Source organism: Streptomyces sp. NPDC127092 (genome assembly GCF_042722475.1).
Lineage (GTDB): Bacteria > Actinomycetota > Actinomycetes > Streptomycetales > Streptomycetaceae > Streptomyces.
Genome location: NZ_JBHXFE010000071.1, coordinates 5,027 through 25,693 on the forward strand (window position 1 = coordinate 5,027; position 20,667 = coordinate 25,693).

At 73.4% G+C, this 20,667-nt stretch carries 22 protein-coding genes; 14 read left to right on the forward strand and 8 right to left on the reverse strand.

From position 1 onward, the window contains the following. The first annotated feature begins 143 nt into the window (after positions 1 to 143). Positions 144 to 1,082 (forward strand): helix-turn-helix transcriptional regulator, encoded by a 939-nt coding sequence (locus ACFWJO_RS35845; protein WP_386872122.1) that lies wholly within the window; start codon positions 144 to 146, stop codon positions 1,080 to 1,082. A gap of 105 nt (positions 1,083 to 1,187) precedes the next feature. Here ACFWJO_RS35845 and ACFWJO_RS35850 read toward each other — a convergent pair whose 3' ends face one another. Then, positions 1,188 to 2,117, reverse strand: coding sequence for an SDR family oxidoreductase (locus ACFWJO_RS35850; protein WP_386872124.1), 930 nt, complete (start codon positions 2,115 to 2,117; stop codon positions 1,188 to 1,190). A 110-nt stretch (positions 2,118 to 2,227) separates the two neighbouring features. On the opposite strand from ACFWJO_RS35850, the gene ACFWJO_RS35855 reads away from it, so the two are divergent. Further along, entirely contained in the window at positions 2,228 to 2,749 is a 522-nt protein-coding gene (locus tag ACFWJO_RS35855) for a DUF4240 domain-containing protein (RefSeq protein WP_386872161.1), read from the forward strand. A 70-nt stretch (positions 2,750 to 2,819) separates the two neighbouring features. Here the strand turns inward: ACFWJO_RS35855 and ACFWJO_RS35860 are convergent, their stop codons facing one another. After that, entirely contained in the window at positions 2,820 to 3,614 is a 795-nt protein-coding gene (locus tag ACFWJO_RS35860; RefSeq protein WP_386872126.1) for an SDR family NAD(P)-dependent oxidoreductase, read from the reverse strand. 145 nt (positions 3,615 to 3,759) lie between these two features. Between ACFWJO_RS35860 and ACFWJO_RS35865 the strand changes: the two genes are divergently transcribed. Next, positions 3,760 to 4,398 carry a TetR/AcrR family transcriptional regulator gene (locus tag ACFWJO_RS35865; RefSeq protein ID WP_386872128.1) on the forward strand — a complete coding sequence of 213 codons (639 nt, stop codon included), beginning with the start codon at positions 3,760 to 3,762 and terminating at the stop codon, positions 4,396 to 4,398. Positions 4,399 to 4,407: 9 nt separating this feature from the next. Here ACFWJO_RS35865 and ACFWJO_RS35870 read toward each other — a convergent pair whose 3' ends face one another. Further along, a complete protein-coding gene (locus tag ACFWJO_RS35870) occupies positions 4,408 to 5,040 on the reverse strand; it encodes a GNAT family N-acetyltransferase (protein WP_386872130.1) in 633 nt (210 codons plus the stop codon). Between the two features lie 46 nt (positions 5,041 to 5,086). Between ACFWJO_RS35870 and ACFWJO_RS35875 the strand changes: the two genes are divergently transcribed. Together ACFWJO_RS35875 and ACFWJO_RS35880 are read left to right on the forward strand one after the other, a co-directional pair. Further along, positions 5,087 to 6,007 carry a TIGR01777 family oxidoreductase gene (locus tag ACFWJO_RS35875; protein WP_386872132.1) on the forward strand — a complete coding sequence of 307 codons (921 nt, stop codon included), beginning with the start codon at positions 5,087 to 5,089 and terminating at the stop codon, positions 6,005 to 6,007. A 205-nt stretch (positions 6,008 to 6,212) separates the two neighbouring features. After that, positions 6,213 to 7,607: an FAD-dependent oxidoreductase gene (locus ACFWJO_RS35880; RefSeq protein ID WP_386872134.1), complete on the forward strand. Its 1,395-nt coding sequence runs from the start codon at positions 6,213 to 6,215 to the stop codon at positions 7,605 to 7,607. Between the two features lie 21 nt (positions 7,608 to 7,628). Here ACFWJO_RS35880 and ACFWJO_RS35885 read toward each other — a convergent pair whose 3' ends face one another. Next, positions 7,629 to 9,149: a regulator gene (locus tag ACFWJO_RS35885; protein WP_386872136.1), complete on the reverse strand. Its 1,521-nt coding sequence runs from the start codon at positions 9,147 to 9,149 to the stop codon at positions 7,629 to 7,631. Positions 9,150 to 9,524: 375 nt separating this feature from the next. On the opposite strand from ACFWJO_RS35885, the gene lipB reads away from it, so the two are divergent. The 4 genes from lipB to ACFWJO_RS35905 all read left to right on the forward strand — a co-directional run bounded on the left by lipB (position 9,525) and on the right by ACFWJO_RS35905 (position 12,543). Continuing rightward, the gene (gene lipB, locus ACFWJO_RS35890) at positions 9,525 to 10,394 is read left to right on the forward strand and encodes a lipoyl(octanoyl) transferase LipB (RefSeq protein WP_386872138.1); all 870 of its coding nucleotides are present in this window, start codon (positions 9,525 to 9,527) and stop codon (positions 10,392 to 10,394) included. A 101-nt stretch (positions 10,395 to 10,495) separates the two neighbouring features. Then, the gene (gene lipA / locus ACFWJO_RS35895) at positions 10,496 to 11,449 is read left to right on the forward strand and encodes a lipoyl synthase (RefSeq protein WP_386872140.1); all 954 of its coding nucleotides are present in this window, start codon (positions 10,496 to 10,498) and stop codon (positions 11,447 to 11,449) included. A 163-nt stretch (positions 11,450 to 11,612) separates the two neighbouring features. Then, positions 11,613 to 11,822: a hypothetical protein gene (locus ACFWJO_RS35900; protein WP_384423275.1), complete on the forward strand. Its 210-nt coding sequence runs from the start codon at positions 11,613 to 11,615 to the stop codon at positions 11,820 to 11,822. Between the two features lie 10 nt (positions 11,823 to 11,832). After that, entirely contained in the window at positions 11,833 to 12,543 is a 711-nt protein-coding gene (locus tag ACFWJO_RS35905) for a DUF4191 domain-containing protein (RefSeq protein WP_386872143.1), read from the forward strand. Between the two features lie 97 nt (positions 12,544 to 12,640). On the opposite strand, the gene ACFWJO_RS35910 is transcribed toward ACFWJO_RS35905, so the two are convergent. Next, on the reverse strand, positions 12,641 to 13,108 hold the full coding sequence (locus ACFWJO_RS35910) for an RDD family protein (RefSeq protein WP_386872145.1): 468 nt from the start codon (positions 13,106 to 13,108) through the stop codon (positions 12,641 to 12,643). Positions 13,109 to 13,354: 246 nt separating this feature from the next. On the opposite strand from ACFWJO_RS35910, the gene glnA reads away from it, so the two are divergent. From glnA to ACFWJO_RS35925, 3 genes are all read left to right on the forward strand, one after another. Continuing rightward, on the forward strand, positions 13,355 to 14,764 hold the full coding sequence (gene glnA / locus ACFWJO_RS35915; protein ID WP_384423362.1) for a type I glutamate--ammonia ligase: 1,410 nt from the start codon (positions 13,355 to 13,357) through the stop codon (positions 14,762 to 14,764). A gap of 255 nt (positions 14,765 to 15,019) precedes the next feature. Further along, positions 15,020 to 15,766, forward strand: a complete 747-nt coding sequence (locus ACFWJO_RS35920; RefSeq protein ID WP_386872147.1) for a tRNA-dependent cyclodipeptide synthase — start codon at positions 15,020 to 15,022, stop codon at positions 15,764 to 15,766. Continuing rightward, the gene (locus ACFWJO_RS35925; RefSeq protein ID WP_386872149.1) at positions 15,763 to 16,950 is read left to right on the forward strand and encodes a cytochrome P450; all 1,188 of its coding nucleotides are present in this window, start codon (positions 15,763 to 15,765) and stop codon (positions 16,948 to 16,950) included. Before ACFWJO_RS35920 ends, ACFWJO_RS35925 begins: the two co-directional genes overlap by 4 nt. Before the next feature lie 132 nt (positions 16,951 to 17,082). Here the strand turns inward: ACFWJO_RS35925 and ACFWJO_RS35930 are convergent, their stop codons facing one another. Continuing rightward, complete coding sequence (locus ACFWJO_RS35930) at positions 17,083 to 17,358, reverse strand: hypothetical protein (RefSeq protein ID WP_386872151.1); 276 nt, start codon at positions 17,356 to 17,358, stop codon at positions 17,083 to 17,085. A 193-nt stretch (positions 17,359 to 17,551) separates the two neighbouring features. On the opposite strand from ACFWJO_RS35930, the gene ACFWJO_RS35935 reads away from it, so the two are divergent. Then, positions 17,552 to 17,911, forward strand: a complete 360-nt coding sequence (locus ACFWJO_RS35935) for an arsenate reductase family protein (protein WP_386872153.1) — start codon at positions 17,552 to 17,554, stop codon at positions 17,909 to 17,911. A 62-nt stretch (positions 17,912 to 17,973) separates the two neighbouring features. On the opposite strand, the gene ACFWJO_RS35940 is transcribed toward ACFWJO_RS35935, so the two are convergent. Beyond that, positions 17,974 to 18,885, reverse strand: coding sequence for an alpha/beta fold hydrolase (locus ACFWJO_RS35940; protein ID WP_386872155.1), 912 nt, complete (start codon positions 18,883 to 18,885; stop codon positions 17,974 to 17,976). 75 nt (positions 18,886 to 18,960) lie between these two features. Between ACFWJO_RS35940 and ACFWJO_RS35945 the strand changes: the two genes are divergently transcribed. After that, the gene (locus ACFWJO_RS35945; RefSeq protein WP_386872157.1) at positions 18,961 to 19,446 is read left to right on the forward strand and encodes a MarR family transcriptional regulator; all 486 of its coding nucleotides are present in this window, start codon (positions 18,961 to 18,963) and stop codon (positions 19,444 to 19,446) included. Here the strand turns inward: ACFWJO_RS35945 and ACFWJO_RS35950 are convergent. After that, positions 19,394 to 20,377, reverse strand: a complete 984-nt coding sequence (locus ACFWJO_RS35950; protein ID WP_386872159.1) for a Gfo/Idh/MocA family protein — start codon at positions 20,375 to 20,377, stop codon at positions 19,394 to 19,396. The genes ACFWJO_RS35945 and ACFWJO_RS35950 overlap by 53 nt on opposite strands. Positions 20,378 to 20,667: the final 290 nt, after the last annotated feature.

Below are 20,667 nucleotides of genomic sequence, written 5' to 3' on the forward strand. Positions count from 1 at the left end.
ACAGGGCAGGGGCGGGAGGGGGGGGGGGGGAGTACGAGGGCGGGGAGAAGGGAACTCCCCAGGCAGAAGGGGAGGAAAAGAAGGGTTTGGTTGGGGGGGGGGGGGAGCGGGCTGCCCCCCTCCCCCCCCCCCGACTCATCAAGATGGTCCTGCTGCTCCAGAACCGCGTCTCCATGACGGCGGCCGAGCTCGCCGCCGAGCTGGAGGTGTCGGAGCGGACCGTCACCCGTGATGCCCTCGCCCTCTCGGAGGCGGGGGTTCCCGTGTATGCGGACCGGGGCCGGACCGGTGGGTACCGGCTGGTCGGCGGGTACCGCACACGGCTGACCGGACTCGCCCGGGACGAGGCGGAGGCGCTCTTCCTCTCCGGACTGCCGGGCGCGCTGCGGGACATGGGGCTCCAGGACGCGGCCTCGGCGGCCCGCCTGAAGGTCTCGGCGGCACTGCTGCCCTCGCTGCGGGACGCGCCGGGTTCGGCGGCCCGCCGGTTCCACCTGGACGCGCCCGGCTGGTACCAGGAGCCGGAGACGCCGGAGTTGCTGCCGGCGGTCGCGGAGGCGGTCTGGGACGACCGGTGGATGTCCGCCCGCTACCGCCGCGGGGACGGCGAGGAGGTGGAGCGCGAGCTCGCCCCGTACGGACTCGTGCTGAAGGCCGGCGTCTGGTACGTGTGCGCCCGCGCGGGCAGCTCGTACCGCACGTACCGGGTGGAGCGGTTCACGGCGGTGGCGGTGGGCGAGGAGCGGTTCGAGCGCGATCCGGACTTCGAGCTGGACGCCTTCTGGGCGGATCGGGCGGCCGCGTTCGCGCGCTCCCTGCTGCGGGCCGAGGTGGAGCTCCGGCTCACGGAGGCCGGTGCGCGGCGGCTGCCGTACGTGACGGACCGCGCGGCGGCCGAGGAGGCGCTGGCCGCCGGGGTCGCCGAGGACGGCCGCCTCCGGGTGGTCCTGCCCGTGGAGAACGAGGACGTCGCCTTCGGCCAGCTGCTCGGGCTCGGACCGGAGGCGGAGGTGGTGGCCCCCGCCTCCCTGCGCGACCGGTTCGCCGCGGCGGCCCGAGGGATGGCCGGGCTCTACGAGTAGCGGGCCACCGGGAGGCGGCCACCGGCCACCGGCCACCGGCCACCGGTCACCGGTCACCGGTCACCAGCCTCCTGCGACCGGCCACCGGCCACCTTCCTGCGATCGCTACCGGTAGTCGTCCGCCCGCGTGTCCGGGTCGGTCTCCTTGGCCAGCATGAATCCCCACGCGTCGGGCCTGGATCCGTCGGCGTCGGTGAAGCCGTACTCCCGGGCGAGCTGTCCGCTGTCGAGCGAGCGCCCGTTCCAGCGCGCCCGGCCGGGGTCGGCGGCGAGGGCCGCGACCGCCCGGCCGACGTAGACCGGGGACTCGGAGACGGCGAAGTCGGGAAGCTTCTCGGTCGCGTCCCGCCAGTTCTCCTCGGTGACGCCGAAGTGGGCGAGCATCTGTTCGGAGCGGAGCCAGCCGGGGCTGACGGAGACGGCCGTGCCGGCCGAGTCCGCCAGTTCCCTGGAGAGACCGAAGGCCATCCGGATGGGTGCGTTCTTGGCGAGGTCGTAGAAGAGGTTCTCGCGGTAGTGGTCGCCGTTGTACGCGGTGGTGCCGTCGGTGATCTCGACGACGAGGCCGCCGGGGTGGCGGGTGAGCAGCGGCAGGGCGGCGTGGGAGGTGACGAGGTGCGTCTTCACGCCGAGTTCGAGCATCCGCAGGCCGTCGTCGAGACCGATCTCCCAGGTCTTCTTGCCGAAGGAGCCGCCGATGAGGTGCTCGCCGCCCCAGACGTCGTTGACGAGGACGTCGAGCCGGCCGCGCTCCCGGTCGATGCGCTCGACCAGCGCGCGGACCTGGTCGGGCTCCAGGTGGTCGGTGGGGACGGCGACGCCCTCGCCGCCCGCGGCCGTCACCAGCTCGGCGGTCTCCTCGATGGTCTCGGTCGCCCGGCCGACCTCGCTGATCCGGTCGCGGGTGGTGCGCCCGGTGACGTAGACGGTGGCTCCGGCGGCGCCGAGCTGGACGGCGATGGCGCGTCCGGCGCCCCGCGTGGCGCCGGCGACGAGGACGGTACGGCCGTCGAGCGGCCTCGTTTCCGTGGTCATGGCTTCACGGTGACAGGAAAGTACGACATCTTCTGTCCGGATTGTTTTCGGCTTGCTTTCAGCCGATTCCGGGTGCGTCGCCCGGCGGCACGCACGATGCTGGTGCCGTGATGGACGAAACGGAGTTCTGGGAGATCATCGACTCCACCCGGGAGCGCGCCGAGGGCGACCCGGAGGAGCACGCCGACCTGCTCGTCGAGCGGCTCACCCAGCTCGACCCGGACTCCGTGGTCGACTTCGCCCGCCACTTCGAGGCCCGCTACAACCGCGCGTACACCTGGGACCTGTGGGGCGCGGCCGCGGTGCTGCTCGACGGGGCGGGGGACGACACCTTCGACTGGTTCCGCTGCTGGCTGATCGGCCAGGGCCGGGAGGTCTTCGAGGGCGCGGTGCACGAGCCGGACGCGCTGGCGGAGCTGCTCGAGGACTTCGACGACGAGATCGACGGGGACGGCGAGGAGCTGGGCTTCGCCGCGGACGAGGCCTACGAGCTGCTGACCGGCGCGGAGACGCCGGACCTGGGGATCCCGCCGCCGGGTGCGGAGCCGCTGGGCACGCCGTTCGACCTGGACGACGACGCCGTGCTCGCGACCCGCTTCCCGCGGCTGTGGGCCCGGTTCGGTCCCGGGTAGGGGTAGGGAGGGACCGGACCGGGCGGTCCTGGCGGTCCGGCGGTCCGGGCGGTCCGGCGGACGGGGTGGCTCAGAAGTGGGTGCCGCCGTCGATGCGGACCTCGGTGCCCGTGATGAACTTCCCGTCCTCGGAGGCGAGCATCGCGACGACGCCGGCGACGGTCTCGGGGCCCGCGAAGCCCTGGCCGAGCGCGGGGGCGAGCTTGGCGAAGAGGGACCAGTCGGTGTCCTCGGGCAGGCCGGGGCCCTGGGACTGCTTGCTGGCGCCGGAGCCGTCGGTCATGCCCGAGGAGATGGAGCCGGGCTGGACGGCGGTGAAGCGGATGCCCTGCTTGGCGTACTCGGCGGCGAGCGCGTGGGTCATGGACTGGATGCCGCCCTTGCTGGCCGCGTAGGCCGCCATGTAGGGGTGGGCGAACATCGCCGACGTGGAGGAGAAGTTGACGACGGCGGCGTCGTCGCCCTCCAGGAGCGCCGGTATGGCCTCGCGGATCACGAGGAAGGTGCCGGTGAGGTTGATCCGGATCACCTGCTCGAAGGCGTCGAGGCCGGTCTCGTGGGTGTGGGAGGAGCGGAGGATGCCGGCCGCGTTGACCAGGACGTCCAGGCCGCCGAGCGCGGTGACGGCGGCGGCGACGCCTTCGCGTACGGAGCTCTCGTCGGCGATGTCCACGACGATCGCGGTGAGGCGGCCGGCCGAATCGCCGGCCTTGGCGGCGGTGTCCTTGAGGCCGTCCTCGCTGATGTCGGCGGCGACGACCGTGCCGCCCTCGGCCAGCAGGCGCAGCACGGTGGCCTGGCCGATGCCGGAGCCGCCGCCGGTGACGAGTGCGCGGCGTCCCTCGTAACGGGTCAGCTGGTTCATTGACGACAACCTCTCGATCTCGGGCTTCCGGAGCGCCCGGGGTGATGCGTTCCGGGGAACGCCGCCCACCGTACGTCCAAGTGGCACGTTTTGCCATAGCTGCACGAAGTGCCCACATGGCAGTAGCGGGCGTACGCTGGGTCGCGTGAGCACCAAGCCCCCCTCCCTGACGGAGCGCCGCAAGGCCGCCACCCAGCTCGACATCGCCCGCGCGGCGGCCGAGCTGTTCACCGAGCGCGGGCCCGACGACACCACGGCCGAGGACATCGCCCAGCGGGCCGGGGTCGCGCTGCGCACCTTCTACCGCTACTTCCGCTCCAAGCAGGACGCCGTCGCCCCGCTCCTCGCGGGCGGCGCCGACCGCTGGCGCGCCGGGCTCGCGGCGACCGAGCCGGGTACGTCGCTGCCCGCCGCCCTGGAGCGCTCCATCGCCGGCTCCCTCGGGGCCGAGGGCCCGGAGGCCGAGGAGGGCCTGCGCTGGACCCGCGGCCTGCTCCGCGCGGCCGAACGCGACCCGGCGTTGCGGGCCGTCTGGTACCGGGTCAACCACGAGTCCGAGGAACGGCTGCGCGCCGTCCTCACCGCCCTGGCGCCTCCCGGCACGGACCCACTGGAACTCCGCCTCACGGCGGCCGCGGCCACCGCCGCGATCCGCGTCGCCCTGGAGACCTGGTCGCAGACGGACGCCCCGCTCCGCGGCGAGGGCGCGCCGGCGGAGCTCGCGGTGCGGTGCCTGCGCGAACTGACGGGCGGCGGCACGCGACGGCCGGCCGGGGAGGAGTGAGGGGCGGGCTCAGTCCAGGCTGCGGCCCATGAGGACGTCGTCCACGTACGTGCCGTCCAGCAGGAACTCGTCGGGCAGGACGCCCTCGACCCGGAAGCCCTCGCTCTCGTACAGCGTGCGGGCCGGCGTGTTGTGGCCGAGGACGCGGAGCGTGAGACGGGTGGCGCCCTGGGCGCGGGCCCGCGCCGCCGCGGCGCGCAGCAGGGCGCGGGCCACGCCGCGGCCCCGGACGGAACCGGCCACCGCGAGGCCCTGGATCTGCCGGACGTGGGCGTTGGCGGCGAGCGGGGTCGGCGGGGCGAGCCGCACATAGCCGAGGACGGCCGGAACGGCGGCCTGCGTGACGTCGGAGCCGTCCGCGGCCGGCGTGACATCCGAGCCGCCCGCGGCCTCCGCGTGCCCGGTAGCCGGGAAGGCCTGCGCGGGCTCGGCGGCCGCCGAGGCATGCGCGGGCTCGGTGGCTTTCGGCGCCTCCGCGACCAGGTAGTGCTCCGGCAGGTGCCGTTCGTCGAAGAAGGGGCGTCCCGGCTCGGGGGCCGGCAGCACCGCGTGCAGGGGCGACCAGGTGGTGCGGTCGAGCTCGGCGAGCGCGGGCTCGTCGGCGGCCACGGCCTCGCGTATCCGAATCTCCGGCACGATCATGCGGGCCACTGTGTCACAGCGGGGCCGCGGAGGGCAGGATGGCGGCATGCAGCCCTCCTCGCAGCACCCGTCCCGCAAGCGCGTGGCCGTCACCGGCGCGTCCGGACTCATCGGCTCCGCCCTCGTGCGCTCCCTGCGCGCCGACGGCCACGAGGTCCTCCGGCTCGTACGGCGGCCGGCCGCCACGGCCGACGAGGTCGAGTGGGACCCGGCCAGGCTGTACGTGGACGCCGCGGGGCTCGTCGGGGTCGACGCCGTCATCCACCTGGCGGGCGCCGGCGTCGGCGAGCGGCGCTGGAGCGAGGCGTACAAGAAGGAGATCCGCGACAGCCGGGTCCTCGGCACCCGGGCCGTCGCCGAGGCGCTCGCCTCGCTCGCCGACCCGCCCGAGGCGCTGGTCTGCGGCACGGCACTCGGCTACTACGGCGACACCGGCAGCCGCGCGGTGGACGAGAGCGCGCCGGCGGGCGAGGGCTTCCTGCCGTCCGTGTGCGTCGACTGGGAGGCCGCGGCGGCGCCCGCCGAGGCCGCCGGCATCCGCGTGACGTACGCCCGCACCGGCCTGGTGGTGGCCCGCGAGGGCGGCGCCTGGGGGCGGCTCTTCCCGCTGTTCCGGGCCGGGCTCGGCGGGCGGATGGGCGACGGCAGCCAGTACTGGAGCTTCATCTCGCTGCACGACGAGGTCGCCGCGCTCCGCCACATGATGGACACGCCGTCCCTGTCGGGACCGGTGAACCTCACCGCGCCCGAGCCGGTCACCAACCGCGAGGTGACGGTCTCGATGGGGCGGGTGCTGCGGCGCCCGGCCTTCTGCCACGTGCCCGCGCCGGCGCTGCGGGTGGCGCTCGGCGAGTTCGCGCGGGACGTGCTCGGCAGTCAGCGGGTGCTGCCCGGGCGGCTGTTGGAGACCGGCTTCGACTTCGCCTTCCCGACCATCGACGACGCCGTGCGGGCCGCCGCGCGCTGACGCGCCGCCACCGCCCGTACTCCCCCCGCTCCTCCGGAATCCACCGTCCGCTCTCCGAGACGTGCTCCCCCGTGCTCCGCGCTCCCCGTCGCGCGCTGCTCCCCGCCGTGGGAGCGCTGCCTAGTCTCGTTGCGAACTAGGGCATTCCGGAGGCCGGTTGGGGGCATAGGCCTCCCACAAGCCGCGCCGACCTGGGGAGGGGCACGTGCTCAACAACGCGGACGTCGTCGTCGTAGGGGCCGGAATCGCGGGTCTCGCGACGGCTCATCAGCTGACCGAGGCGGGTCTCTCGGTCACGGTCCTGGAGGCCGAGCAGCAGGTCGGCGGGCGGATGGCGACGGACACCGTCGACGGCTTCCGGCTCGACCGCGTCGGGCCGCTGTTCACGACGCCGGAAGTCGCCGGCGTCCGGCTGCGCCCGCTCGCGCCCGGTGTGCTGGTGCACAGCGACGGGCGGTACGCACGGTGGGGCGCGCCGCACACGCCGTGGAGCACCACCCGCCGGCCGTCACCGCATGCCTCCTGGGGTCCGGCGGTTGCCGGGGGCGCGGGGGGCGCAGGGGGCGTACGGGGAGCGGGAGGTGCCTGGGGTCCGGTGCCGGCCGCCCGGGGTGTGGAGGCGGCCCGCGGGATGGCGCGGGCCCTCGCAGGCGCCCCGCGCAACCCGGCCGTCTCGCTCGACCAGGCGCGGCTGGGCGCCTCGCTGGTACGGCTGGCGACGACGCCCGCCCAGCGGCTGCTGACCCGGACCGAGCGCACCGCGCGCGAGGCCCTGCTGGCCCGGCTGCCCTCCCGTACGGTCCAGGGAGTGCTGCGGCCGCTGCTCGCCGCGCTGCTCGGCGACCCCGGTCTGACGACCTCGAGCCGGCGCGCCGACCTCGCGCTGCGGTCGTTCGCGCGGGGCCGGCTCGGCGTGCCGGAGGGCGGTTCGGGCGCGCTGGCGGAGCGGCTCGCGGCGGCGTTGCCGCCGGGCTCGGTCCGTACCGGCGTACGGGTCACGGAGGCGTCGATCTCGCGGGTGACGACGGCGGAGCACGGGGTGTTCGGCTGTCGCTCGGTGGTCCTGGCGACGGGCGGCCGGACGGCGGCGGAGCTGCTGCCGGGCCTGCGGGTGCCGGAGTACGTCGGGGCGACGGTGCTGCACCACACGGCGCCGGCCGCGCCGGGCGGCGACCCGGTGCTGCTCCTGGAGTCCGACGCGGGCGGCCCGGTGGCGCACACGGCGGTGATGAGCGCGGTCGACCCGTCGCGGGCGCCGGACGGCCGGGTCCTGGTCACCTCGACGGTGCTCGGTGCGCCGCCGGACGACACCGAGCGGCGGGTCCGCAAGCACCTGGCGACGCTGTACGGCGTGTCCACGGACGACTGGGAGCTGCTCGGCCTGCACCACACGCCGTGCGCGTTCCCGTTGATGCGGCCGCCGTTCGACCCCGAGCGGCCGGTCCGGGTGCTGTCCGGTCTCTACGTGTGCGGCGACCACCGCGCCACGGGTACCCCGGTAGGCGCCCTGTCCTCGGCGCGCCGCGCCGCCGTCGCCCTCCTGGCCGACCTGGGCGTCCGCCCGACGGCACCGGAGCCGGGCGAGCGGCGGGCGGCGTAGGGATCCGGCGCGACCGGTGGGTCAGCCCAGGGTCGACACGCGGTCGCGGTAGGTGCGGGCGGCGGGGGCGTCCCGGTAGGGCTCCAGGCGGCGCTCGAAGTCGCGGACGTACTCGACCGCCCGCGCGGAGCGCATCTCGGAGGCCTGCTGGGCCGCCTCGGCGCCCAGCGCGCAGGCCTGGTCGAGCTCGCCGAGGGCGAGCCGGGCGGAGGCGAGCACGACCCGGCAGAAGAGCCGGCTGCGGGCGAAGCCGGGCGCGCGCAGCTGGAGGGCGCGCTCGGCGTGCTGGGCGGCGGCCCGGTACTGCTGGAGGTCGCGGTGGCAGTGCCCGAACTCGTCGGCGAGCTGGGCCTCGTCGAAGGACCTGGCCCAGTACGGCACCTCGTCGCCGGGCCTGGCCGCCTCCAGGGCGCGCTCGGCGCGGGCCAGGGAGGCGCCGCAGGCCCGGGAGTCGCCGAGCACGCCGTGCCCGCGGGCCTCGACCGAGTGGAGCAGGGCCTGGACGACGGGCGGGGCGGCGGAGCCGACGCCCTGCTGGGCGACCCGGGCGAGCTGGACGGCCTCGCGGCCGTGGCCGAGGTAGACGGCCTGGTGGCTCATGGTGATGAGGACGTACGAGCCGTAGGCCCGGTCCCCGGCCGCCTGGGCGAGCCGCAGCGCCTGGACGAAGTACCGCTGGGCCAGGCCGTGCGCGGCGATGTCGTACGAGGTCCAGCCCGCGAGCCGGGTGAGGTCGGCGGCGGCGCCGAACAGCCGGCGCCCGACGCTCTCGCCGTAGGTGCCGCGCAGCATCGGCTCGGCCTCGTGCTCCAGGTAGCGGACGAGGGCCTGGCGGGCGTGGCCGCCGCCGTAGGCGTGGTCGAGGGTGCGGAAGAGCTCCCCGACGGAACGCAGGGCGGCGATGTCGCCGCTGGAGACCCGCTGGCCGGGGCCGCGGTCGGTGCCGCGCTGGCGGGGCACCGAGAACCTGCCCTGGACGGGCACGCGCGGGTCGCCGCCAGGCGTCCTCGTACCGGCGCCCAGGCCCGCGCCGATCCCCGCGCCGGCGCCGGGGTGCGCGCCGCCGCCCGCTCCGCCCGCCGGTTCGCCGCGCGCGACGCGCTCGTCGGCCCGGCCGATCAGCCAGTCGCGGCTGGGGACGACGAGCCCGGCGGGGGTGAAGGCGATCTTCCGCAGCTCGGCGTGGCTGCCGGAGTCCTTGCGCCACAGTCCGCTGACGATGTCGACGGCCTCCTCGGGCGTCGCCGCGAACTCCAGGCCCGCGTAGACCGGTGCGCAGGCGTCGAGACCCAGGTCCTGCGCGGAGAGCCGGCGGCCGAGGCGGCGGGTGAAGACCTCGGCGATCAGGGCCGGGGTGGTGCCGCGCGGCTGCTGCCCGCGCAGCCAGCGGGTCACCGAGGTCTTGTCGTACCGCAGGTCGAGGCCGTGCTCGAGGCCGAGCTGGTCCACCCGTCTGGCGAGACCCGCGTTGGAGAAACCTGCTTCGGCGATGAGCGCGGCGAGCTGGCGGTTCGGGATGCGCTGCGGGGGTCGTTCCGTCATCAGCTGTGCGGTCTCCTGCCTTCCGGGCCCGGGTGGCAGCCCGTATGGACCCTCATGGCCCTCATGGAACGGCGTGAATTTAGCGGCAGTCGCCGCCCTTACCGCCACCTTCGCCCCACATTCATCCGATCGTGTGAGGAACGGAATCAAGGGTTGTCGCAGGCCGGTGACCAGGAGCATGGGAGCGGTCCCCGGCCCGGGGCGGCCCGGCCGGCCGTGCATCCGCCCGCGGTCCCGTCCGTACACCTGCCCGAGGGGCATGCCGCGCGCCGCCGTACAGTGGCATGGGCGCGAAAGACGCATGGTGCCGCGCCGGCTCCCGCCCCGGGACGATCCCCGGAACCCGGCTCGCGGCACCCAGGAGGAGGCATTGCCGTGAGTGAGCTGCGATTCGTCCGTCTGGGCTTCGGCGACGACGCCGTCGACTACCAGGTGGCGTGGGACAAGCAGCGCGAGGTGCACGCCGCCCGGTTCGCCGACGAGACCGGGGACACCTGTCTGCTCCTGGAGCACCCGCCCGTGTACACCGCGGGCCGGCGCACGGCGGACAGCGAGCGGCCCCTGGACGGGACGCCGGTCGTGGACGTGGACCGCGGCGGCAAGATCACCTGGCACGGCCCCGGCCAGCTCGTGGGCTACCCGATCATGAAGCTGCCCCGCCCGGTCGACGTGGTCGCCCACGTCCGCCGCCTGGAAGAGGCGCTGATCCGTACCGCCGCCGAGTTCGGTCTGGAGACCACCCGGATCGAGGGCCGCAGCGGCGTCTGGGTGCTCGGCGACCCGGTCGAGGAGCGTCCGGCGCTCGGCGGGCTCTCGCTCGACTTCGACCCGCGGCTGACCGACGAGGAGTTCGACCCGCGCCTGAACGGCCCCGAGTACGCCCCGTCCAACGCCGGCCAGCGCCGCGAGGACCGCAAGCTCGCCGCCATCGGCATCCGGGTCGCCAAGGGCGTCACCATGCACGGCTTCGCCCTCAACGTGAACCCGGACAACACCTGGTTCGACAAGATCATCCCGTGTGGCATCCGCGACGCCGGCGTGGCCTCGCTGGCCGGCGAGCTCGGCCGGGACATCACGATCGAGGACGTGCTCCCGGTCGTCGAGAAGCACCTGAAGGACGTGCTGGAGAACGCGGACCTGAAGCCGCGGCTCGTCGAGCGCGAAGGCACGGGCGTGAGCGCGGGCGAAGGCGCGGGTGGGAGCGCGGGCGAAGGCGCGCGCGAGACGGAGCGGGCCTCGGCCTGAGGAATGTCCACCCCTGGCCACAGGTTGGCCATCGGTGAAGGCATGGGAAGCAACGGGCGTACCCTGGTGTGCGCCGAAGAATCGAAGCTACAGGAGCCGATGTGTCCGCAGTCGCACCCGACGGACGCAAGATGCTGCGCCTTGAGGTCCGGAACAGCCAGACCCCCATCGAGCGCAAGCCCGAGTGGATCAAGACCCGGGCGAAGATGGGGCCCGAGTACAACAAGCTGCAGAGCCTGGTGAAGAGCGAGGGCCTGCACACGGTCTGCCAGGAGGCGGGCTGCCCCAACATCTTCGAGTGCTGGGAGGACCGCGAGGCGACCTTCCTCATCGGCGGTGATCAGTGCACCCGGCGCTGTGACTTCTGCCAGATCGACACGGGCAAGCCCGAGGCCCTCGACCGTGACGAGCCGCGCCGCGTCGGCGAGTCCGTCGTCACGATGGACCTGAACTACGCCACCATCACCGGCGTCGCGCGCGACGACCTGGCCGACGGCGGCGCCTGGCTGTACGCGGAGACCGTGCGCCAGATCCACCAGCAGACCGCGGAGCGCGCCGCCGGCCGCACCAAGGTCGAGCTGCTCGCCCCCGACTTCAACGCGGTGCCGGAGCTCCTGGAGGAGGTCTTCGCCTCCCGCCCCGAGGTCTTCGCGCACAACGTCGAGACGGTGCCGCGGATCTTCAAGCGCATCCGCCCGGGCTTCCGCTACGAGCGCTCCCTCGAGGTCATCACCAAGGCCCGGGACTACGGTCTGGTCACGAAGTCGAACCTCATCCTCGGCATGGGCGAGACCCGCGAGGAGATCAGCGAGGCGCTGCGGCACCTGCACGACGCGGGCTGCGAGCTCATCACCATCACCCAGTACCTGCGTCCGTCCGTCCGGCACCACCCCGTGGAGCGCTGGGTGAAGCCGCAGGAGTTCGTGGAGCTGAAGGAGGAGGCCGACGAGATCGGCTTCTCCGGCGTGATGTCGGGCCCGCTGGTCCGTTCGTCGTACCGCGCCGGCCGGCTGTACCAGCAGGCCATCGAGCAGCGCAGCCGAGCCGGAGCGTAGCTCCTCCGCCGCACACGCAGGCCCGATGCGGTCGTCCGTACGTCGTACGGACGACCGCATCAGCGTTTCATCAGTGTTTGACCCCCGGGTCACGCCCTGGTAACACCAATCTGTGAGGCTCTACTCACTCACCGCCACCGAGCGTTCACGGAGGCTCTCGCCCATGCAGGCCGCGCACATCCGAGCCAGCGCCCTCCCGTCCGTCACCGACGCCCTGCGCGCCGTCGAGTCCGTGCTGCTCGCCCGCGGGCAGCGCACCGCCCGGCGCAACGCCTGGACGTCCGTCCTGGAGGACCGGCGCCGCGCCAGGGACCGGGTCGAGGCCCAGCACGTCCTGGAGGCGGTGGCGGGCCGGGCTTCCCTGGGCACGTAAACTTCAGGACATGGCGAGGAAGGCAAACACGGGCGGCGCTGACGCCGCGAACCCCGGGCGACTGAAGCAGATCGCCCTCACGTACAAGATGACCCGGAAGGCCGACCCGAAGGTCGGTCTCGTCGTCGCGGGCGTGGGCATCGTCGTACTCGGTGTCCTCCTCGCGATCGGCTTCCTGATCGGTCACCCGGTCTACCTGGGCATTCTCGGCTTCGTCCTGGCGTTCCTGGCGATGGCCATCGTCTTCGGGCGGCGCGCCGAGAAGGCGGCCTTCGGGCAGATGGAGGGCCAGCCGGGCGCCGCCGCGGCGGTGCTGCAGAACATCGGGCGCGGCTGGACGGTGACGCCCGCGGTGGCGATGAACCGCAACCAGGACGTCGTGCACCGCGCGGTCGGCCGCCAGGGCATCGTCCTGGTCGCCGAGGGCAACCCGAACCGGGTGAAGACGCTGCTCGCGGCCGAGAAGAAGAAGATGGCCCGGATCGTCGTGGACGTCCCCGTGACGGACATCGTCGTCGGCAACGACGAGGACGCCGGCCAGGTGCCGCTGAAGAAGGTCCGCACCAAGATGCTGAAGCTGCCGAGGCTGCTGTCCGGCCCGCAGGTGACGGCCGCCAACGACCGGCTGCGGGCGATGGGCGACCTGATGAGCAACATGCCGCTGCCGAAGGGCCCGATGCCGAAGGGCATGCGGATGCCCCGGGGCGGGAAGATGCGCTGAGCGCGCCCACCTCATCCGTACGGAAGACGAGCGCCCCGGACCGCACAGGTCCGGGGCGCTCGTCTTTTTCGTCTTTTCCGTCGTCGTGCGGCGGATGCTAGATCCGGACCTGGACGGCGCCGGAGAAGCGGTCGTGCAGGCCGCGGCCGTCGCGGTCCCAGATGAGGGCCGGGACGGCCAGGCAGACCAGCAGGGAGCGCAGGAGGGCGCGCAGCGGGCCGAGGCGGCCGCCCTTCACGGAGACGACGCGCAGGCGGAGGAGCAGCTTGCCGGGCGTCGCCCCGACGGAGCCGACGGTCAGCGCGCTCATGACGAAGAGGATGAGCAGCGCCCAGTTGCCGGTGGCCTGCTGATAGCCGTCGGTGATCAGGCCGTATGCGATCAGCATGCAGAGGGCCCAGTCGACGGCGAGGGCGCCGAGGCGGCGACCGGGCCGGGCGATGGAGCCGGGGCCCTCCTCGGGCAGGCCGAGCTGCTGCCCGCGGTAACCGAAGTCCACGCCCGCTTCTTCGGCCGCGGCGCGCGGGCCGGAGAGCCATGATCCGAGTGCTTGCCTGTTGTCCACCCGACCACGGTACTGCGCCCGTTTTCGATCACTTCGGCCTGGGTGCGGGAACGGCGCGCGGGCGCCGCCGGGTGCGCCGCCGCGCCCACCGGGCACGGCCGGGCCGGTTAACTTCCACGAAACAAATGGGTCATGCTTGAGAAATCCCGGCTGCCTATGGTCGGGTCCAGCGTGTAGGCCACCGCACTGGCCCTACGACCGAGCTGCAACCCCGCCCCTCCCCGGGCCGGGAGTAGGAGGAGTTGGATGTTCCAGAACGCCGACGAGGCCAAGAAGTTCATTCAGGACAATGACGTCAAGATGGTCGACGTCCGGTTCTGCGACCTTCCGGGCGTGATGCAGCACTTCACGATCCCGGCGACGGCGTTCGACCCGTCCGAGGAGCTGGCCTTCGACGGCTCGTCGATCCGCGGCTTCCAGGCCATCCACGAGTCGGACATGGCCCTGCGCGCCGACCTGTCGACGGCCCGCCTGGACCCGTTCCGCCGCGACAAGACGCTGAACATCAACTTCTTCATCCACGACCCGATCACGGGCGAGCAGTACAGCCGTGACCCGCGCAACATCGCGAAGAAGGCGGAGGCGTACCTGGCCTCCACCGGCATCGCCGACACCGCGTTCTTCGGCCCCGAGGCCGAGTTCTACGTGTTCGACTCGGTCCGCTTCCAGACCTCCGCGAACGAGGGCTTCTACCACATCGACTCCGAGGCCGGCGCCTGGAACACCGGTGCGGTCGAGGACAACCGCGGCTACAAGGTCCGCTACAAGGGCGGCTACTTCCCGGCCCCGCCGGTCGACCACTTCGCCGACCTGCGCGCGGAGATCTCCCTGGAGCTGGAGAACGTCGGCCTCAAGGTCGAGCGCCAGCACCACGAGGTCGGCACCGCCGGCCAGGCCGAGATCAACTACAAGTTCAACACGCTGCTCGCCGCGGCCGACGACCTGATGCTCTTCAAGTACATCGTGAAGAACGTCGCCTGGCGCAACGGCAAGACCGCGACCTTCATGCCGAAGCCGATCTTCGGCGACAACGGCTCGGGCATGCACGTCCACCAGTCGCTGTGGCAGGGCGGCGAGCCGCTCTTCTACGACGAGCAGGGCTACGCCGGCCTGTCGGACACCGCCCGCTACTACATCGGCGGCATCCTGAAGCACGCCCCGTCGCTGCTGGCCTTCACCAACCCGACGGTGAACTCCTACCACCGTCTGGTCCCGGGCTTCGAGGCCCCGGTCAACCTGGTCTACTCGCAGCGCAACCGCTCCGCCGCGATGCGCATCCCGATCACGGGCTCGAACCCGAAGGCCAAGCGCGTCGAGTTCCGCGCGCCGGACCCGTCCTCGAACCCGTACCTCGCCTTCTCGGCCCTCCTCCTCGCGGGCCTCGACGGCATCAAGAACAAGATCGAGCCGGCCGAGCCGATCGACAAGGACCTCTACGAGCTGGCCCCGGAGGAGCACGCCGGCGTCGCCCAGGTCCCGACCTCCCTCCCGGCGGTCCTCGACGCCCTCGAGGAGGACAACGAGTACCTGCAGGCCGGCGGTGTCTTCACCTCCGACCTGATCGAGACCTGGATCGACTACAAGCGCACCCAGGAGATCGCCCCGATCCAGCTGCGCCCGCACCCGCACGAGTTCGAGCTCTACTTCGACCTCTAAGCCGCGGGCCCTCTGTCCTGACACCGCCGGCCGTGTCCTTCCCTCCGGGGGAGGCACGGCCGGCGGTCGTTTTCCGGGCCCTTCTCCAGGCCGGAGAAAGAGACGGGAACATGAACAGCTGACAAACTCTCAGATCTACCTACGAGTAGAACTGTTACTCTCCGCGACTGATCGCTAGCTTGTCGTCGTCGCTGCCGCCACACCCGGAGCACAGGGCTCCGCTGGGACTAGTTGGCGCGATGAGGATTTTCGAACGTGACTCAGGCGGCCTACGCCCCTGCAGAGACGCTCCGACTCCAGCCGTACACCGATCACTGCCGCGTCATCGCCGAAGAGGGCGCGCACGTGGTCATCGGCGTCTCACCGGGGAACAGCTATTTCACCGCCCAGCGACTGCGCGAGCTGACGCGCTGGGGATTGGATCACTTCGATCAGGTCGATCTCGTCTACACCGATCTGCATGTCGCCGACATGTACGAGGCGTTGGGGTACGGGGCCGACGAGGCGCGGCGGAAGGCCGTGAAGAACCTGCGGGGGGTGCGGGCGAAGGTCGGGGCCGCCGTCGAGGAGGCCGATCCGACGGGAGTGCGGGTGCGGGCGCGGGGAATGTCGGAGTTCGGGGACGTTCCCGCGTACCAGGAGCTGCACCGGCAGGTCCTGGCAGCGGTCGACGGGGACCCGGTGGTGCGGGAGACCTGCGACGCGCTGACCGGGATATTCCTCGCCGGGAAGCTGGCGCCGGGACAGGAGACGAGCGAGCGGCAGCGGGAGGTGTGCCGCGCGTACATCTGCGCCGAGGTGCCGCTGTTCCTGGACACGCCCGCGATCCTCGGGGTGCCCTCCTCGCTCAACTGCTACCACCAGGCCCTGCCCTTGGCCGATCTGCTGTACGGGCGGGGGCCCGGTCTGCGGGCCTCGCGCAACCAGGGACACGGCATCCTCACACCCGCCGAGACCGCCGTTGCGGCCGATGCCGCCTACGCCGAAGGAGATGCGCGATGAGTGTCGCCGTCGAGAACCTGCCCGCGTTCCCCTTCGACTGGGACGGCACCCGGCTGCCCGCCGAGGTCGAGGCGCTGCGCGCCGAGCCCGTGCGGAAGGTGCGGACGATCGCCGGTGCGGAGGCCTGGCTGGTCTCCTCGTACGCGCTGTGCCGGCAGGTCCTGGAGGACCCGCGGTTCAGCCTGAAGGACACCTCGGCGCCGGGAGCGCCGCGGCAGTACGCGCTGACGATCCCGCCGCACGTCGTGAACAACATGGGCAACATCACCGGTGCCGGGCTGCGCAAGGCGGTGATGAAGGCGATCAACCCGAAGGCGCCGGGCCTCGAGGAGTGGCTGCGGGCGCGGGCCGGGGCGCTGGTCGACGCGCTGGTCGCGGACGGTGCGCCCGGGGAGCTGCGGGGTGCCTTCGCCGACCCGTACTCGGCGGGGCTGCACTGCCGGATGCTGGGCATCCCGGAGGAGGACGGGCCGAGGCTGCTGCGCAGCCTGGACGTCGCCTTCATGAACGCGCCGCGGGAGATCGAGGCGGCGCGGCTCAACTGGGACCGGGACATCGCGTACATGACCGAGCGGCTCGACGACCCGGCGACCGGCGGCCTGATGGCGGAGCTGGCGGCGCTGCGCGACGACCCCGACTACGCCCATCTGACGGACGAGATGCTGGCGACGGTCGGAGTGACGCTGTTCGGGGCCGGGGTGATCTCCACGGCCGGCTTCCTGACGATGGCCCTGGTGTCGGTGCTGACCCGGCCGGACGTGCGGGAGGCGCTGGCCGGCGGCCGCGGGGTCACCGGGGCGATGGACGAGCTGCTGCGGGTCAACCTGTCGATCGGCGACGGGCTGCCGCGGCTCGCGACGGAGGACGTACGGCTCGGCGAGGTCGACGTACGGGCCGGTGAGCTGGTGCTCGTGCTCGTGGAGGCGGCGAACCACGACGCGGCGCACTTCCCGGAGCCGCTCGCCTTCCGGCCGGACCGGGAGAACGCCTCCGAGCATCTGTCCTTCGGCGGCGGCCGGCACTACTGCCCGGCCACGGCGCTCGGCAAGCGGCATGCCGAGATCGCCCTGGAGACGGTGCTCGAACGGCTGCCCGGGCTGCGGCTCGCGGTGCCGGTCGAACAGCTCGTGTGGCGCACCAACTTCATGAAGCGGCTGCCCGAGCGGCTCCCGGTGGCCTGGTAGCCCGCCGGCTGCCGCGTCCGGTGAGGGTGCTGCCCGGCCCGGCCCCGTGGGGGCGGGCCGGGCAGCGTCGTCGGGGCGTCGGGGCGTCGTGATGTCGGGTTGTCCGGGTGTCGGGGTGTCGGTGCGTCGGGGTCAGCGGCCGTAGCGGATCAGGGCACGGACCATGTGGCAGGTGGTGTCGGACGGCGGGTGGATGCCGAGCTGGGCGGCGGTCGTCCGTATCCTCGCGTTCGTCGCGCGCGAGGGCAGGTAGACGCCGGCGTCGAGCAGGGCGATGGCGAGGCGCATGGCCTTCAGCCGCCGGTTGTGCGTGACGTACCACTCGCGGGGGCGGCCCGCGGGCAGCGGCTTCTTCTGGAGCGGCTTCCAGGGTTCGAGGGACGGTATCCGGATCATGGCGACAGCCATGGGCGACCTCCTGGCGAACGGTGGCGAGGGCCCTCCCCGGGACCCTCACCTTCACCCTCGATTTTAGTGCCGACCACTGACAATCGGCCCTGGCCAGACGGGCTTTGGCGGTGCTTTTGGCGGTGCTTTTGCTGATGCTCTCGCCCGTGGTTCCGCGGGCGTTCGGCGATGGCTTTGGCGGTACGTTGGGGGCATGGAGATCTGGATCAATCCCGCCTGTTCCAAGTGCCGCAGCGCACTGACCCTGCTGGACGCCGAGGGCGCCGACTACACCGTCCGCCGCTACCTGGAGGACGTGCCGTCGCCGGACGAGATCCGGGAGGTGCTGAAGCGGCTCGGCCTCGAACCGTGGGACATCACGCGGACGCAGGAGGCGGCCGCGAAGGAACTCGGCGTCAAGGACTGGCCCCGGGACGAGGCGAACCGCGAGCGCTGGATCGAGGCGCTCGCCGCACACCCGAAGCTGATCCAGCGGCCCATCATCACCGCGGAGGACGGCACGGCCGTGGTCGCCCGCACCGAGGACGCGGTGCGGGACGCGTTGTCCCGCTGACCCAATGTCCCACTCTCCCACTGACCCGCTTGCCCGCTTGCCCGCTGGACTGCCCGCCGGACTCAGCCGGCGAGGTGCCGGGCGATCCGGGCGTGCGTGTCCGGTGGGGCCGCCACCGGCAGCGTGAAGTGGGTGGCGTCGGGCAGGATCGCCGTCTCCACGCCCGGGACGGCGGCCCGGGCCCAGCGCTCCACGGCGTACGGGTCGTGCACCCGGGTGCGCGCGGCCAGCAGCACCAGGGCCGGCGGCTTCAGCGTGCCGAGCCGGTCGCCGGTGGGCCGGGGTCCGTTCACGGGACGGACGGCCGGGAAGGCGGTGGCCAGGCCGTGCAGCCGACGCCAGTCGGGATCGAGCGTCGCGCCCCGGGTCTCCCAGTCCAGGAGCGCGGTGCCGCGCGCCGGCGTGGGGCGCAGCAGCACCGGCAGGGCGCGGAGCAGGAAGCGCGGGGCGAAGCCGGTGAAGCAGTTCGTGGGGTCGAGGAGCACGAGACGGTCGACGCGCCCGGGGGCGGCGAGCGCGTACTGGAGGGCGATCCACGCGCCGTAGGAGTGGCCGGCGAGTCCGACCGGGCGGGTGTCCGGTATGCCGAGGCCGTGGAGGAGCGCGTCGAGCCAGCCGACGAGGTCGGCGGCGGTACGCAGCGGGCGCCGGGGGTCGGCGACGCTGCGGCCCGCCTCCCCCACCAGGTCCACGGCGTGCACGCGGTGCGTGCCGCCGAGCGCCGCGGCCGTCCCGTACCAGCCGGTGGCGGTGGCACCTCCGCCCGCCAGGAGCAGGACGGGCGGTGCGCCGGCGGGTCCGTGGCCGATGACGTGCGTCGTGCCGTACGGAGTGGGCACGGTGGCGGTGGTCGTGCCGGGCGGCCATTTCGCCAGGACGGCGTCGTAGGCGAGGTCGAAGGGCGGGACGGCCGGTGCGGGCGGAGTATCCGGTTCGAGCGGGTGGGACGGTCGGGTGAGGGGGTCGCGGGACATGGCACGGATCCTCTCGCTCGGCGATAATCTCGCTGAGCGAGATAATAGGACGGAAGACGGGACACCGACACCTCCATGACCGGGACCGAACCGGAAGAGCTGAGGATCTTTCACCTGCTGCGCGCGGTCACCGTCGAATTCGGCCTGCGCCAGGCCGAATTCGCCTCCGCCAACGCCATGCACCCGACCGACGTGCGGGCCCTGATCTGCCTCCTCGACGCCGAACGGGCCGGCACCGACGTCACCCCGGGGGTGCTGGGCACGCAGCTCGGCCTCAACTCCGCCGGGACCACCTCCGTCATCGACCGCCTCGAACGGCTCGGTCACCTCGCCCGGGTGCGGGACGAGCGCGACCGGCGCCGTGTGCTGCTGCGGGTCGAGGACGGGGCGAAGGAGCTGGGCCGCGCCTGGTTCGGGCCGCTGATCGAGAGCACCGTGGAGCTGCTCGGGGACTTCGACGCCCGCGAGACCGACGCCGTACGCCGCTTCCTCACCGGCGTACGGGACCTCATGGCCGGGCCGTCCGCTCCTCCCCCGCCGGCCCCGCCCGGAGCTCCGTAGCCACGGCGGCCTCCGCCTCGGCCAGGATCTCGGTGAGCCGCGCCCCGAAGCGGACGTCGCACGAGTGCGGCTCCCCCGTCCGTATCGCCTCCAGCAGCGCGTCCACCGCCGCCCCGAAGGCGCCGAGCGCGCCGTCCCAGCCCGGCATGGTCGCCCGCCCCCGCTCCCCGTACAGCGAGAGCGCCGCCTCCGACGCCCCGGGCGGGGCGCTGAGAGTGAGCGTCGCCGTGCTGCTCGCGCCCGAGCTGTGACGCAGCACCAGGTGCCGGGTGTCCGCCGGGCCGGCCGCGCAGGTCACCGACGTGACGTCGCCGAGGACCGGCAGATAGACGGACAGGACGTGCGGCCCGACGTCCCACAGGCCACCCTTCTCTCGGCGCCAGGGCGAGGCCGCGTACGTGCTGTCGGAGTCGGCGGCGAAGAGGGAGCCCAGCCAGTGCGCCTCGCCGAGGAACCAGCCGCCCGCCGCCGCCTGTTCCTCGATCCAGCGGGCCGTGGGCTCGGCGAAGCGGAGGGTGCAGAAGACTATGGACGCCACCCCCGCCGCCGTCACGGCGTCGGCCAGCGCTCGGGCCGACGCCACCGAGGTCGCCACCGGCTTGTCGAGGATCACATGGCATCCGGCCGCGGCGGCGCGGGCCGCCAGGGGGGCCTGGACGTCCGGGGGCAGGGCGAGGGCGACGGCGTCGCTGGCCGCGAACAGGGCGTCCGCGTCCTCGTACGCCCGCGTCCCGCACGCGGCCGCCAGCGCGGCGGCGGCCTCCGGGCGTCTGCCCCACACGCCGCTGAACTCCACGCCCGGATGGGCTGCGAGCGCAGGAGCGTGGGTGCGCTCGGCCCAGGGGCCGGTGCCGAGGAGACCGATGCGCGGCGGGCGGCTGGTGCTGGCCGCGTTGCCGGTGCGGGGCTTCGTGCCCGGGAGGTTCGTCATGGGCACAAGTCTGCCGGGCCGGGCGGTTCGGCGGCTCCGGGATGGCCCTGATCGGGCCCTGGCGGGGCCCCGAGCGCACGCTCCGGGCGCGTCCCGGAGCCTCGGGTGCGCCCCCGCCGACGCCGGCGTGGCCTGGTGCGGTCCGGCGCGGTCCGGCGCGGCCCGGCGCGGTCCGGCTTGGGCTTCCGCCCCGGGGTGGTGCCGGGGTCCGGGGCCTCCGCGGGGGCGGGGGTGTCCGGACTGCCACCTCCACTTCGCTTCGCTCGTGGAGGAGGCTAAAACGTCCGGAC